This window comes from Parahaliea mediterranea (assembly GCF_003402235.1).
Classification (GTDB): Bacteria; Pseudomonadota; Gammaproteobacteria; order Pseudomonadales; family Halieaceae; genus Parahaliea; species Parahaliea mediterranea.
Genome location: NZ_QEWO01000001.1, coordinates 690,261 through 704,622, shown reverse-complemented (window position 1 = coordinate 704,622; position 14,362 = coordinate 690,261). Strand labels below are relative to the sequence as shown.

Annotated in this window: 12 protein-coding genes; 9 read left to right on the top strand and 3 right to left on the bottom strand. The window is 66.2% G+C overall.

Annotation, left to right across the window (positions count from 1 at the left end; translation table 11 throughout):
* Nucleotides 1-2: 2 nt before the first annotated feature.
* Nucleotides 3-1,724 (bottom strand): gamma-glutamyltransferase, encoded by a 1,722-nt coding sequence (gene ggt, locus DDZ17_RS03125; protein WP_116364469.1) that lies wholly within the window; start codon nucleotides 1,722-1,724, stop codon nucleotides 3-5.
* Nucleotides 1,725-1,994: 270 nt separating this feature from the next.
* Here ggt and DDZ17_RS22685 point away from each other — a divergent pair, with 270 nt between their 5' ends.
* From DDZ17_RS22685 to DDZ17_RS03085, 9 genes are all read left to right on the top strand, one after another.
* Nucleotides 1,995-2,447 (top strand): Zn-ribbon domain-containing OB-fold protein, encoded by a 453-nt coding sequence (locus tag DDZ17_RS22685; protein WP_206613421.1) that lies wholly within the window; start codon nucleotides 1,995-1,997, stop codon nucleotides 2,445-2,447.
* Nucleotides 2,444-2,968 carry a Zn-ribbon domain-containing OB-fold protein gene (locus DDZ17_RS22680; RefSeq protein WP_206613420.1) on the top strand — a complete coding sequence of 175 codons (525 nt, stop codon included), beginning with the start codon at nucleotides 2,444-2,446 and terminating at the stop codon, nucleotides 2,966-2,968. Before DDZ17_RS22685 ends, DDZ17_RS22680 begins: the two co-directional genes overlap by 4 nt.
* Nucleotides 2,965-4,035 carry a lipid-transfer protein gene (locus tag DDZ17_RS03115; RefSeq protein ID WP_116364468.1) on the top strand — a complete coding sequence of 357 codons (1,071 nt, stop codon included), beginning with the start codon at nucleotides 2,965-2,967 and terminating at the stop codon, nucleotides 4,033-4,035. Before DDZ17_RS22680 ends, DDZ17_RS03115 begins: the two co-directional genes overlap by 4 nt.
* On the top strand, nucleotides 4,035-5,198 hold the full coding sequence (locus DDZ17_RS03110) for a thiolase domain-containing protein (protein ID WP_116364467.1): 1,164 nt from the start codon (nucleotides 4,035-4,037) through the stop codon (nucleotides 5,196-5,198). The genes DDZ17_RS03115 and DDZ17_RS03110 overlap by 1 nt, the downstream gene beginning before the upstream one ends.
* 94 nt (nucleotides 5,199-5,292) lie before the next feature.
* Nucleotides 5,293-6,921, top strand: a complete 1,629-nt coding sequence (locus DDZ17_RS03105; protein ID WP_116364466.1) for an acyl-CoA synthetase — start codon at nucleotides 5,293-5,295, stop codon at nucleotides 6,919-6,921.
* Between the two features lie 35 nt (nucleotides 6,922-6,956).
* Nucleotides 6,957-7,772, top strand: a complete 816-nt coding sequence (locus DDZ17_RS03100) for a crotonase/enoyl-CoA hydratase family protein (RefSeq protein ID WP_116364945.1) — start codon at nucleotides 6,957-6,959, stop codon at nucleotides 7,770-7,772.
* A gap of 120 nt (nucleotides 7,773-7,892) precedes the next feature.
* Nucleotides 7,893-8,576: a nitroreductase gene (locus DDZ17_RS03095; RefSeq protein ID WP_116364465.1), complete on the top strand. Its 684-nt coding sequence runs from the start codon at nucleotides 7,893-7,895 to the stop codon at nucleotides 8,574-8,576.
* Nucleotides 8,573-9,325 carry an enoyl-CoA hydratase/isomerase family protein gene (locus tag DDZ17_RS03090; RefSeq protein ID WP_116364464.1) on the top strand — a complete coding sequence of 251 codons (753 nt, stop codon included), beginning with the start codon at nucleotides 8,573-8,575 and terminating at the stop codon, nucleotides 9,323-9,325. Before DDZ17_RS03095 ends, DDZ17_RS03090 begins: the two co-directional genes overlap by 4 nt.
* Nucleotides 9,326-9,434: 109 nt before the next feature.
* A complete protein-coding gene (locus DDZ17_RS03085) occupies nucleotides 9,435-11,885 on the top strand; it encodes a penicillin acylase family protein (protein WP_116364463.1) in 2,451 nt (816 codons plus the stop codon).
* Between the two features lie 79 nt (nucleotides 11,886-11,964).
* Here the strand turns inward: DDZ17_RS03085 and ribB are convergent, their stop codons facing one another.
* A complete protein-coding gene (gene ribB / locus DDZ17_RS03080) occupies nucleotides 11,965-13,077 on the bottom strand; it encodes a 3,4-dihydroxy-2-butanone-4-phosphate synthase (RefSeq protein ID WP_116364462.1) in 1,113 nt (370 codons plus the stop codon).
* A 29-nt stretch (nucleotides 13,078-13,106) separates the two neighbouring features.
* Nucleotides 13,107-14,288 carry an acetyl-CoA C-acyltransferase gene (locus DDZ17_RS03075; RefSeq protein WP_116364461.1) on the bottom strand — a complete coding sequence of 394 codons (1,182 nt, stop codon included), beginning with the start codon at nucleotides 14,286-14,288 and terminating at the stop codon, nucleotides 13,107-13,109.
* Nucleotides 14,289-14,362 lie beyond the last annotated feature (74 nt).

Here is a 14,362-nt window from a genome sequence, read left to right as displayed (position 1 = left end):
ACTCAATCCACGACAAACACCCGGGCCACCCCGCGCCCGCGAGCGTCGGCGGCGGCTTCAATGCCGTCAACCCCAACGCGAATGGCCTGCACATCCCCCAGGTCGCCCCAGCTGTTGGGCTGCACGGTGTAGCCGAGTTTCTTCAGCCCCTGCAGGGTGGCTTTGGGGATCTCCCGCTGGTCGTGGCGGATCAGGGTGGATTCCGGCAGCTGGTGGTGAAAGCGGGTGGCGTCCACCGCCGCCTGCAGGGGCATGCCGAAGTCCTCCAGATTGAGAATGACCTGAAACACCGAGGTAAAAATGGTGCTGCCGCCAGGGCTGCCCAGCACCAGGGCCGGCTGAGCGCCGCGCAGCACGATGGTGGGAGTCATGGAGGAGAGCATGCGCTTGCCGGGAGCGATGGCGTTGCGCTCGTTGCCGATCACGCCAAAGGCGTTGGGCACGCCGGGGGCGGCGGAAAAATCATCCATCTCGTTGTTCAGCAAAAAGCCCGCGCCTTCCACCACCACGCCGGAGCCGAAATCCCAGTTCAGGGTGTAGGTGAGCGACACGGCGTTGCCGTTGCCATCGAGCACCGAGAAGTGGGTGGTTTCGTGGGGCTCCAGCGCTGCCTTGACGAGGCTTGGCGATGACATGCTGTTGGGGCGCACGGTGGCGGCGCGCCGCGCCAGGTAGCTGGCATCCAGCAGCTCGGTGACCGGCACGTCGACAAAATCCGGGTCGCCCAGGTATTCGGCGCGGTCGGCAAAGGCGCGCTTTTCCAGCTCCGCCAGCAGGTGAATGTAGCGCGGGCTGTTGTGGGCCTGCCCGGCAAAGTGGGCCTGGGACAGGTCGCGCAGCGCCAGCAGTTGCAGCAGGGCAATGCCGCCGGAGCTGGGCGGCGGGGCAGTGAGCACGGTGACATCGCGCCAGGACTGTTGTAGGGGTTGGCGCCACACGCTCTGGTAGCTGGCCAGGTCGGCGGCGCTGATCAGCCCGTCGCTCATGCTCATGGTACGCAGGATCTGCCCGGCGATGATGCCCTCGTAAAAATCCCTGGGGTTGTCGCGGATGCGCATCAGGGTGGTGGCCAGGTCCGGCTGTACAAAGCGTTCGTTGGCGCGCAGGTGGCCGAAGTAGCTGCTGAAGTTGGTGAGCCCTTCAAATTCCGCGCCGGCCTCACGGGCCAGGCTGGCAAGGTCGTCCGGCACGATAAAGCCGCGGTAGGCCAGGTCGATGGCGGGGCGTAGCAGGCGCCGCCAGCTCAGGCTGCCGTAGCGTTCGTGGGCCGCGGCCAGGCCCGCCACGGTGCCCGGCACGCCGGACGCCAAACCGCCGATTAGCGCATCCTGCTGGCGGAACTTGCCGTTCTCGTTCAGGTACATGTCGCGGCTGGCCGCCGCCGGGGCGCGCTCGCGAAAATCCAGGAAGCTGGCCTCGCCATTCATCACGCTGAGCATAAAGCCACCGCCGCCGATATTGCCGGCCTCCGGGTAGGTGACCGCCAGCACAAAGGCGGCGCCGATGGCCGCGTCCACTGCGTTGCCGCCTTCGCGCAGAATGGCTTCGGCGGCTGCGGCGGCGTGGGGCTCGGGCATGGCAACGGCGGCGGTGCCGGCGCGGGCCGTGCCGCTGGCAAGCAGCAGGCACAGGGCAAGGGCCGCAAGGTGCAGGGTATGGTGAAGGGTGTGGTGAAGGGTATGGCGCAAGGTATGGCACGGCGAGGTGCGGCGGGGCTGGGGCATGGTGGCTCCGGTGCTAAGGGTTAATCGCCCAGGGTAGTGAATAGGACAGTGCGGCTAATCGCACAGGGCAGTCAACGCATTGTGGGTTGGGTCGGGCGACTCAGGGAGACGCTAGCAGAAGCCGCGGCCGTGGGGAATAGTGCGGGCCGTGCCGGCCGCGCTGATCAGAAATGTCAGCGCGACCCGGAACTTCGCGCCATTGAGGCTCCCGCGGGGCTGCAGGATACTGGCCGGCATAACGCTAACAGCAAGGACGACGGGAGGGTCGCCATGTCCCCAACAGAAGTGCTCAGCGAGGCCTTCGAGCTGGGCTTTACCTACACCCGCTCCACCGGGCCGGTGGTGGGCCGTTTTCTTACCGGCCTGCGGGACCGGCGTATCGAGGGCGTGCGCGCCAGCGACGGCCGGGTGATGGTGCCGCCGATGGAGTACGACCCGGACACCGCCGCGGCCCTGGACGATTTTGTGGAGGTGGGTCAGCAGGGCGAGATTGTGAGCTGGTGCTGGGTGAGTGAGCCGCGCAAGGCCCATCCCCTGCAGCAACCCTTTGCCTGGGCCATGATCCGCCTCGACGGTGCCGATGTGCCGATGATTCACTGCGTGAGCGCCGCCAGCGAAGACCAACTCGCCACCGGCGCGCGGGTGCAGGTGCGCTGGGCCGAGGAAACCCGCGGGCACATTGCCGATATCGCCTGCTTTGAACTGGCGGAGGTTGCCCAATGAGTGACGCACGCGAACCCGTTACCGGCATCGAGGCGCCGGTCTACCTGCAGTACCAGTTCACCGCCGGGCGCGCTCCCAGCCGCTTCCTGTCGGCGCTTAAGCAGGGCCGCCTTACCGGCCAGCGCTGCCCCGGGTGCAGCCAGGTGTACATCCCGCCGCGCGGTGCCTGCCCGGCCTGTGGCATTGCCACCGAGGAAGAGGTCACCCTGTCCAACAAGGCCACGGTACAGTCCTTCACCATCGTGTACATCCCCATTCCCGGCAACCCGATCAAGCCGCCCTACATTGTGGCCAACCTGGTGCCCGACGGCGCCAATATCTCTTTTATTCACTTGCTCAGCGAGTGCGTGAACGAAGAGGTGCACATTGGCCAGCGGGTTGAGGCGGTGTGGAAGCCTGAGGCCGAGTGGGATTACAAAATGGACAATATTCTGTATTACAAGCCGCTGGAGGAGCCCGACGTGCCGGTGGAGATGATCGGCAAACTGGGTGTGGATGGTCTGGAGGGCAAGCAGTCATGAGCGTACAAGCCAGAGACATTGCCATCGTCGCCTTTCACCAATCCGACTGCCAGGCCAGCGCCGGCGCCACCAACGAGGTGGAGCTGATCATGCCGGAAATCCGTGCGGTGATGGACCAGGTGGGCCTGCGCAATGCCCAGGATGTGGACTTTGTCTGCTCCGGCAGTTGCGACTACCTGCAGGGCGCGGCCTTCGCCTTTGTGGCCGGCGTGGACGCCCTGGGTGCTGTGCCGCCCATTCGCGAATCCCACGTGGAAATGGACGCCGCCTGGGCGCTGTACGAGTCGGTGCTGAAAATCCGCATGGGCCACGCGGACTCCGCCCTGATCTATGGCTTTGCCAAATCCTCCCCGGGGGAGCTGCCCATTGTGCTGTCTCAGCAGCTGGACCCTTACTACCTGGCGCCCCTGTGGGTGGACACCGTGTCGCTGGCTGCCCTGCAGGCCAGGCTGATGCTGGATGCGGGCAAGATCACCGAGGCCGACATGGCCGCCGTGGTATCGCGTTCCAGGCACAACGCCATGAACAACCCCCACGCCCAGCTGGCGGGGGAGGTGAGCGTTGAGTCTCTGCTGGCGCAGCAGCATTTTGTGTCGCCCCTGCGTCGCCACGACTGCTGCCCGGTGTCCGATGGCGCCAGCGCCATGATTATCGCCACCGTCGAGCAGGCAAAGGCCTGGGGCAAGCCCTACGCCATTCTGCGTGGCATCGACCACCGCATAGAGAGCCACAACCTCTGCACCCGCGACCTTACCGAATCGCCCTCTACCCGCCGCGCGGCCGAAGCCGCTGGTGTGGCCGATGGCGCCGTGGATGTGGCCGAGCTGTATGCGCCGTTCAGCCACCAGGAAATCATCCTCAGCCGCGCGCTGGGGCTGGGGGAGGGCACCAGCGTCAACCCCTCGGGCGGTGTGCTGGCGGGTAACCTGATGATGGCCTCGGGGCTGTCGCGCGTGGGCGAGGTGTTCCAGCGCATCGTCAGTGGCGAGGCGCGCCGCGGTGTGGCCCACGCCACCAGCGGGCCCTGCCTGCAACACAATCTGGTCGCAGTCGTGGAGGCAGCGTAATGGCACAACTGGCAGCAGTGATCGGCACCGGCCAGACCCGGTACAAAACCAAGCGCGGCGACGTCTCCATTGCGGGCCTGCTGCGCGAAGCGGCCGTCAACGCTCTGGAAGACGCGGGCCTGGGCTTTGAAGACATCGACGCCGTGGTGATCGGCAAGGCCCCGGATATGTTCGAGGGCGTGATCATGCCCGAGTGCTACCTGGCGGATGCCCTTGGCGCCAACGGCAAGCCCATGCTGCGGGTGCACACGGCGGGCTCGGTGGGCGGCTCCACCGCCCTGGTGGCGGCCTCCCATGTGCAGAGCGGCACCTTCAAGCGGGTGCTCACCGTCACGTACGAGAAGCAGTCCGAATCCAACGCGATGTGGGCCCTGTCCACCCCGCAGCCCTTTGCCGTGCACCTGAACGCCGGGGCCGGTGGCTACTTTGCGCCCATCATTCGCGAGTACATGCGCCGCTCCAAGGCGCCCTACGATGTGGGCATCAAGGTGGCGGTGAAGGATCGCCTGCACGGCGCCCGCAACCCGCTGGCCCACCTGCAAAAGCCCGACATCACCATGGCCGAGGTGGAGGAATCCATGATGCTGTGGGACCCGCTGCGCCTGCTGGAGGCCTGCCCGTCTTCCGACGGCGCCTGCGCCATGGTGATTGCCGCCGAGGATGCGGTGGATTCCAGCGCCAAGCCCCCGGCCTGGATTCGCGGCGGGGCCATGCGCTCAGAGCCCACCATGTACGCCGGGCGTGAAGAGGTGAACCCCCGCGCCGGCCGCGACTGCGCCGCCGACGTGTACGCCCAGGCCGGTATTCGCGACCCGCGCCGGGAACTGGACGTGGCCGAAATCTACGTGCCCTTCAGCTGGTACGAGCCCATGTGGCTGGAGAACCTCGGCTTTGCCGAGGAGGGGCAGGGCTGGCGCCTCACCATGGAGGGCGCCACCTCGCTGGATGAACAGGGCGATATCCCCTGGAATCCCTCCGGCGGCGTGCTGTCCTCCAATCCCATTGGCGCCTCGGGCATGATCCGTTTCGCCGAGGCCGCCCGCCAGGTGCGCGGCGACGCCGGTGACCACCAGGTAGCCGGGGCCAAACTGGCCATGGGCCACGCCTACGGTGGCGGCGCCCAGTTCTTCTCCATGTGGATTGTCGGCGCCGACAAGCCCTGATGCCATCCAGCGCCGCCCCGGCCGAGCCCATTGTGCGCGGCTGGACGGGGCAGCGCTTCCGTCTAGTATGTAGTTATCACCCAAGGAAAACGCCATGACCAGGCATTTCAACATTGCCGACCTGTTTGAAATGGTCGCCGACAAAGTGCCCACCCGCGACGCACTGGTGTGCGGCGAACAGCGCGCCACCTACGCCCAGCTGGAGCAACGCGCCAACCAGCTGGCCCACTACCTGGCCAGCCAGGGTGTCGGGGCTGGCGATCACGTCGGACTGTACCTGTTCAATTGCAACGAATACCTGGAAGGCATGCTGGCTTGCTTCAAGTTGCGGGCCGTGCCGATCAACGTCAACTACCGCTACGTGCGCGACGAACTGCTGTACATCTTCGACAATGCCAACATGGTGGCCTGCATTCACCACCGCGAATTTGCGCCTCACATCGCCGAAGTGCGCGATGCCGCCGCGGATCTGAAAACCCTGGTATATGTGGACGACGACAGCGGCGCGGATGCCGGCGCCGTGGGCAGCGCCGAGTACGAAGCGGTGCTGGGCGGCCAGAGCGTTGAGCGCGACTTCGACGAGCGTGCCGACGACGACCTGTTTGTGCTTTACACCGGCGGCACCACTGGCATGCCCAAGGGGGTCATGTGGCCCCACAAGGCGGTGTTTTACGCCGCCATGGGCGGTGGCGGCTGGTACCACCCCGACGGCGCCATCACCGAACCTGAGCAGATTGCATCCCGGGTGGGTGATTTCCCCATCATCGGCATGGCCCTGGCCCCGCTGATGCACGGCGCCTGCTGGTGGTATGCCTGCATCCAGCTGCTGGCTGGCAACACCGTGGTGCTGAACCCCCACCATTCGCTGGTGGGCGAGGAAGTGTGGAGCATCGTGGAGCAGGAAAAGGTCAACTCGGTGACCATTGTGGGCGACGCCATGGCGATCCCGCTGCTGGAAACCCTGGAAGCCAACCCGAATCGCTGGGAACTCAGCAGCATCTTCAACATCGGCTCCGGCGGCGCGGTATTCTCCGAAAGCAAGCAGGCGGCCTTCAAGGCGCACTTTCCCAACGCCTTCATCACCAACTCCTTCGGCTCCTCCGAGGGTGGCGCCATGGGCATCGACGGCGGCAACAAGCGCGGCGAGGGCCTGGGCAACGTGCCGCGCAACGACACCATGTCGGTGCTGGTGGAGGCCGGCGAGGGCCAGTGGCGCCAGGCCGGCCACGGCGAGACGGGCATTTTCTCCCGCGGCGGCCACATTCCGGTGGGCTATTACAACGACCCGGAAAAAACCGCCAAAACCTTCGTGCTGGTGGACGGCGCGCGCTGGCTGCTGACCGGCGATGAGGCGCGCCTGGAAGAGGACGACACCATCACCGTGTTTGGCCGCGGCAGTAATTGCATCAACACCGGCGGCGAGAAGGTCTATCCTGAAGAGGTAGAGCAGGCGCTGAAAACCCACCCTGCCGTGTTCGACTGCCTGGTGGTGGCCACGCCCGACGAGCGCCTGGGCAGCAAGGTTACCGCCGTGGTGGCGGCCCGCCCGGGCCAGACACTGACGTTGGATTCGCTGCAGAGCGTTGCGCGGGAACACGTGGCGGGTTACAAGATTCCCAGGGAGCTGCACCTGGTGGCGGAGGTGCCGCGGGCACCAAGCGGCAAGCCGGCCTACCCGAAGGCCCTGGAGCTGGCCCTGTCCCGGCGCCACATTGTCAATTGAAGCACGTGGTACAGCGTGTGGGCGGAGGTAAGGATTTGAACGAGCTGGATATCAGCACCGAGAATTGCATCGTGGAACAGGACGGCCACGTGCTGATCGTCACCCTCAACCGGCCGGAGGCAAAAAACGCCTTTACCCCCGCCATGCTGCTGGGCATGTACCGCGCCTGGCGGCGGCTGGACGAGGACGACGAACTGTACTGCGCCATTCTCACCGCCAATGGCGACACCTTCTGTGCGGGCATGGACCTGAAGGCCGGCCCGGACGGGCAACAGGCCAACGACGACTTCATGCAGGTGATGAGCGAGGTGCCCAACGTGCACTGGCAGGCCCTGCTGCGTGACAACCGCCCCTGCAAACCCATCCTGCTGGCGGTGGAGGGCTACGCCCTGGCGGGGGGCACCGAGATATTGCAGGGCACCGACATTCGCATTGCCGCCGAAGACGCCGTGTTCGGCGTGACCGAAGTGGCCCGGGGGCTGTACCCCATGGGCGGCTCCACTGTGCGCCTGCGGCGCCAGATCCCCTACTGCATTGCCGCCGAGTTGCTGCTGTGCGGCGAGCACATGAGCGCCCAGCGGGCCCTGGAATACGGGCTGATCAACCGCATTGTGCAACCGGGCGAGGCGCTGACGGCGGCCCTGGGCATGGCCCGGCGCATCTGCCAGAACGGCCCCCTGGCCGTGAAGGCGGTCACCCGCTCGTTGCGCGAGCAGCAGGAAGACATGGAGGAGGCCGCCGCAATGGCGGCGTCCGACGCCCTCGCCGGGCCCGTGTTCGCCTCGGCCGATGCCAAAGAGGGCATGCGGGCCTTCAAGGAAAAACGCCCGGCAGTCTTCAAGGGCGAATGACGGCTTGAGTGATCAGGCGCCGGCCAGCGCAGGCTGCGCTGGCGCCACAACACCACCGGCTGTGCTACCCGCTGTGCGCTGTACCATCTGAATGAAACCCCCAACAAGAGAGATAGCCCTATGACCGACCAGGCCAGTGTTTTCAGTGCCGTTGTGGCCGGGCGCCGTTCCCTGCGGGCCTTTACCCCCGAGCCCGTGGCCCGGGCCACGCTGGAGTCCATTTTTACCGATGCCGCCCGTGCGCCCAGCAACTGCAACACCCAGCCCTGGCAGGTGCATGTCGCCTCGGGGGCGGTGCTGGAGCAACTGCGCCAGAGCCTGCCGCAGAAATTCATGGCTGGCGAGATCAGCATGGACTTCCCCTACGATGGCAGCTACGAAGGTGTGTACAAGGATCGTCAGTACGGCGCCGCCAAGGCGCTCTACGATGCCCAGGGCATCGCCCGGGAAGACAAGGCCGCCCGCCACGAAACCTTCATGCGCAACTTCACCTTCTTCGACGCCCCCCACGTGGCCTTTCTGTTTTTGCCCGAGCCCTTTGGCCTGCGCGAGGCGGCGGACCTCGGCATGTTCGCCCAGACCCTGATGCTGGCCATTACCGCCCACGGCCTTGGCAGTTGCCCCCAAACGGCGCTCAGCTTTTTTGCCGAACCGGTGCGCCAGGCACTGGGCGTGCCGGCGAACAACAAACTGCTGTTTGGCCTGTCCTTCGGCCATCCCGACCTGGGCCACCCGGCCAACCATTGCACAACCGATCGCGCCGCCCTGGCGGACTTTGTGCAGTTTCACGGAGACACACCATGAGCGACACATTGCTCAGGCAGCATCACGGGGCCGTGCTGCAGCTGACCATCAACCGCCCGCAGAAGAAAAACGCCATCGACAACGGCCTGTGGATTGCCCTGCGCGAGGCCTTCAAGGCCGCCGCCGACGACGACAGCGTGCGCTGCGTGGTGCTGCACGGGGCGGGGGATAACTTCAGCGCCGGGGTCGACCTTGCCAGCTTTGGCGACAGCGGCGAAGAGGAGCACCCCTTCGAGTCCGCCGCCCGTGCAGTGGCGGACTTCGACAAGCCGCTGATTGCTGCCGCCCACGGCGTGGCGGTGGGGGGCGGTGCCACGGTGCTGTTCCATGCCGACATGGTCTACGCCGGCGACAGCCTGCGCCTGCGCCTGCCCTTTGCCGCCCTGGCCCTGCCGCCGGAGTGGGCCAGCAGCTACATGCTGCAGGCCAATATCGGCGCCCAGCGGGCGGCGGAGCTGTTCTACAGCGCCGACTGGATAGACGCTGAGCGCGCCGTGGCCCTTGGCCTGGCGCTGGAAGTGGTGAGCGATGCCGAGTTGCTTGAGCGCGCCCTGGCACGGGCCGCGGCGGTGGCGCGCTGGCCCCTGAGCGGGCTGCGCGAAATCAAGCGCTGCCTGCGCCTGCCGCACCGGGCCGCCATCGACGCCGCCTTTCAGGCGGAGCAGGCGGCCATGCTGCGCCAGGCCGGCTCGGCGGAAAATATCGAGGCGGTGATGGCCATAATGGAGAAGCGCGAGCCGCGATTCTGAGCGCTGGACGCCTGCCGGCGCCCGTGCCATCCTTGGCCAATGTGAGCGCTGTCAATTCGCCGGCGGCGACTCCCGGGACCTGAAAAACATAAAACATAAGGAAGAGCCCATGAAGCCGACCCTACCGGGCGCCCGCGTGCGCCTCTGCTCTTTTCTGCTGGGGGCTGCCGTGCTGGCCGCCTGTTCCGATTCCTCCGACAGTGGCGGCAACAACCCGCCCGAGCCGCCGCCTCCGCCGGAGCCGGAGCTGACCTACCAGGCCGACATCGTCTGGACCGAATACGGTATTCCCCACATCACCGCCCAGGACTGGGGCAGCCTTGGCTACGGTTACGGCTACGCCTATGCCCAGCAGAACTTCTGCGTGGCAATGAAGGAGTTTGTGCGCGCCGCCGGCGAGTCCGCCCGTTACCTGGGTGACGAGGGCAACCTCAACGAAGACTTTGTGTACAAGCTGTTCAACAGCGACGAGCGCATTGAGCGGATCTTCTTCGACGCCGCCTCCGACAAAGTGCTGGACCTGGCCAGCGGTTACGCCGCCGGCATGAACCGCTACCTGCGTGAGACCGGCGTGGACAACCTGGCCGAAGGGGAAGAGGGCTGCCGCGGCGCCGAATGGGTGCGCGAGGTGAGCGCGGCGGATATCGGACGCCTGATGCACAAGGCCGTGCTGCGCGGCAGCAGCGGCCCGCTGGCGGATTTTGCCACTGCCGTTACGCCCCCCGAAGGCGTGGTGCTGAACCTGGAAACCCCGGCGGATTCCGAGCAGCTGATTGCCGCCCTGGATCGCGAGACGGTGGTGGCCGGGCTTAACTTCCCGACCCATGAAACCATGGGTAGCAACGCCTACGCCCTGGGCGCCGACGCCGCCCAGGGCAGCAGCGGCCTGCTGCTGGGCAACCCGCACTTTCCCTGGCAGGGCAACCTGCGCTGGTTCATGTCGCACCTCACCCTGGGCGACGAGTACAACGTGATGGGCGCCACCCTGGCGGGCCTGCCGGTGAATACCATCGGCTTCAACCAGAACCTGGCCTGGACCCACACCGTCAGCACCGGCACCCGCTTCACCTTCTACGAGTTGGAACTGAACCCGGACAACCCCCTGGAATATGTCTACGACGGCGAGTTGCGGGAGATTACCGCCGAGACCGTTTCCGCCGAGCGCGTAGCCGATGACGGCAGCATTGAAACCGTGGACTACACCTTCTACCTCAGCCACTTCGGCCCCATTGTGGACCTGGGCACCGTGTCGCCCCTGCTCGGCGGCTGGCCCAACGGCGTGGGCACCCTGCTGACCTACCGCGACGCCAACCTCGACAACCTGCGCGGCATGGACCAGTGGATTGCCATGGGCAGCGCCGACGACCTTGGCGAATTCAAGGAGGCCCTGCGCCCGCTGGGCATTCCCTGGGTCAACACCATTGCCGCCGACCGCTACGGCGATGCCTTCTATGGCGATATCTCGGTGGTGCCCCATGTCAGCGTCAACCAGTACAGCGACTGCATTCGCGGCACCCTGCAGACCCTGCTTACCGACTTTGGCTACGTGACCATGGACGGCTCCGACTCCGCCTGCGAGTGGGGCAGCGACGAGGGCACGGCAGAGGGTATCTTCGGCTACGACAGCCTGCCCAAGCTGGAAACCCGCAACTACGGCGCCAACGCCAACGACAGCTACTGGCTGGCCAACCCCGATCGGCTGCTGACCGGCTTTTCGCCGGTGATCGGCCGCGAAGAAGTAGAGCAGACCCTGCGCACCCGTCAGACCTTCGACCAGGCCGAGCGCCGTCTGGCCGGCACCGATGGCCTGGGCGAGCCCGGCTTTAACATCGACAACCTGCGCACCCTGCTGTACCAGGCCACCAACTACACCGCCCAGCAGGTGGCGGACGATGTGGTCGCCCTGTGCCAGGGGGTGGAGGACTGGTCTGCTTACGGAGAGGGCGAGGGTATCTCACTGGCCGAGGAAGCCTGCAACGTACTGGCCGGTTGGGACAAGGCCCACCGCCTCGACAGCGTAGGCGCGCATATTTTCTACGAGTTCTGGAATGCCTTTAACGGCACCGACAACCAGTGGGCCGTGCCCTTCAACCCCGCCGACCCGGTCAACACCCCGCGTCAGCTGAACGTGGCCGACGAAGCGGTGGCCAACGCCGTACTGCAATCCCTGGTAGAAGCCGTCAACCGCCTCGCGGATGCGGGCATTCCCATGGATCGCCCCTGGGGCGAAGTGCAGTACGACGAAAAGAACGGCGAGCGCTACGGCATCCACGGCGGCTCCGGCGGCTTTATGTTCAGCGCCATCTATTCACCGCTGGTGGAGGGCGAGGGCTACACCGACATCTTCACCGGCAACAGCTACATCCAGGCCGTGACCTGGGAAGAGAGCGACTGCCCGGACGCCTACGCCATCCTGACCTATTCCCAGTCCACCGACCCGGCCTCCCAGCACTATGCCGACAGCACCGCGCTGTATTCACAGTCCGGGTGGATTGACATGCCCTACTGCGAGAGCGACCGCGACGCCCAGGAACTGCGCCGGGAGCATGTGGAGGAGTAGGGCGGCTGGCTGAATAGAACGACAGGCCACAAAAAAGGGCGCCGCCGGCGCCCTGTAAATCACTACCGTGCAGCCCAACTCAGGGCTGCACAAACTCCGTCACTTCCAGGTTGAAGCCCGACAGCGCATTGAAGTGTACCGGCGCTGACATCAGGCGCATTTTGCCCACGCCCAGCCGCTTCAGAATCTGCGAGCCGGTGCCGATCACCCGGTAGTTCTGGGTGCCGTCGGTGCTGACGGGGCCAGTGACCTGTGGCGGCTCGGGGAACTGGCGCACTTCTTCCAGCAGGGCGGCGGTATCGTGGTCCTGGCCGATCAGGATCACCGCGCCGCAGCCCTCCTGGGCCACTCTCTCCATGGCGCGCCGGTAGGACCAGCCCTCGGAGCCGTCGATACGGGTGCCCAGCACATCGCGCAGGGTGTTGACGGTCTGCACCCGCACCAGGCAGGCGGTGTCCTCGCGGATGTCGCCGCGGGTCATGGCGAAGTGCAGGGTGTCGTCCACCAGGTCGCGGAAGGTGTGCAGCTCAAAGGGGCCGAATTCGGTGTCCACGGTTTTGCTGTCGGTGAGTTCCACCGATTGTTCGTGCAGGGCGCGGTATTCGATGAGGTCGGCAATGGTGCCCATGCGCAGGCCGTGCTTTTCGGCAAACACTTCCAACTGCGGGCGGCGGGCCATGGTGCCGTCTTCGTTCATGATCTCCACAATCAGCGCCGCCGGCTCAAAGCCGGCCATGCGCGCCAGGTCGACGCCGGCCTCGGTGTGGCCGGCGCGGCGCAGAACGCCGCCGGGCTTGGCCACCAGCGGGAAGATGTGCCCCGGCTGGATGATGTCGGTGGGCTTGGCATCGGCGGCCACGGCCTTCAGGGCGGTGTGGGCGCGCTGCACCGAGCTGATGCCGGGGCCCTTGCGCTCGGCGGCGTCGATGGAGACGGTGAAGTTGGTTTCGTGCTGGGAGCGGTTGTCGCGCACCATCAGCGGCAGTTGCAGGCGCCGGGCCCGCTCCTCGGTGATGGGCATGCAGATCAGGCCGCAGGCCTCGCTGGCGAAGAAGGTGATGATTTCCGGGGTAACGGCCTGGGCCGCCACAATCAGGTCGCCTTCGTTTTCCCGGTCCTCGTCGTCCATCAGGATGACCATCTTGCCGGCGCGGATGTCGTCGAGGATGTCGGGGATGCTGCTCAGTGCCATGGCCTGCTCTCCAGGGGCTCGCGCCGCGCTTAAACCAGCTCGATCGCAACAGCGGTGGCTTCGCCGCCGCCGATGCAAAGGGCGGCCACGCCGCGTTTTTTGCCGTATTTCTGCAGGGCGTACATCAGGCTGACGATGATGCGCGAGCCGGTGGAGCCAATCGGGTGGCCCTGGGCGCAGGCGCCGCCGTGTACGTTGACCTTGGCGTGATCCAGGCCCAGGTCCTGCATGGCCAGCATGGTAACCATGGCGAAGGCTTCGTTGATTTCGAACAGGTCTACGCTGTCGGCGCTCCAGCCGGTTTTCTCGAACAGCTTCTGCATGGCGCCGATGGGGGCGATGGTGAACTCCGCCGGCTCCTGGCTGTGGCGGGCGTGGGCCACGATGCGGGCGAAGGGCTTGAGGCCGCGGCGTTCGGCTTCACTCTCGGCCATCAGCACCAGGGCGCTGGCGCCGTCGGAGATGGAACTGGCGTTGGCGGCGGTAATGGTGCCTTCCTTGTCAAAGGCCGGGCGCAGGTTGGGGATTTTGTCGATGGCGGCCTTGTGGGGCTGCTCGTCGTCCACCACGACCACATCGCCCTTGCGGGTCTTGACGGTGACCGGCACGGTCTCGGCTTTCAGGGAGCCGTCTTCAATGGCGCGCTTGGCGCGGGTCAGCGACTCCACCGCGAAGGCGTCCATCTGCTCCCGGGTCAGGCCGCGCTCGTTGGCGGTCTGCTGGGCAAAGCTGCCCATGGCGCGGCCGGTGTAGGCGTCTTCCAGGCCGTCCAGGAACATGTGGTCACAGATATTCTTGTGGCCGGCGCGCAGGCCGCTGCGGGCGCCGGGCAGGACGTAGGGCGCGTTAGTCATGCTCTCCATGCCGCCGGTTACCACCACCTTGTTGGTGCCGGCAGCGATGCTGTCGTAGCCGAAGATAGTGGCCTGCATGCCGCTGCCGCAGAGTTTGTTGAGGGTGACGGCGCCGGTGCTCTTGGGAATGCCCGCGCCGATGGCTGCCTGGCGGGCCGGGCCCTGCTTGAGACCGGCGGGCAGTACGCAGCCCATGAAGACCTCGTCGATATCGGCGGCGTCAACGCCGCTGCGGGCAACGGCTTCGGCGATGGCGGTGGCGCCCAGCTCCGGCGCGGTGACCTCGGACAGGTCGCCCTGCAGGCCGCCCATGGGAGTGCGGGCACCGGCGACGATTACGACTGCTTCTTGGCTCATGGTAGGAATCCGGTCTGTTGTTGGTGGGTGGGGGGAGGGGCGCGGCCGGGGCCGGCCCGAAAATGGGCGCTCAT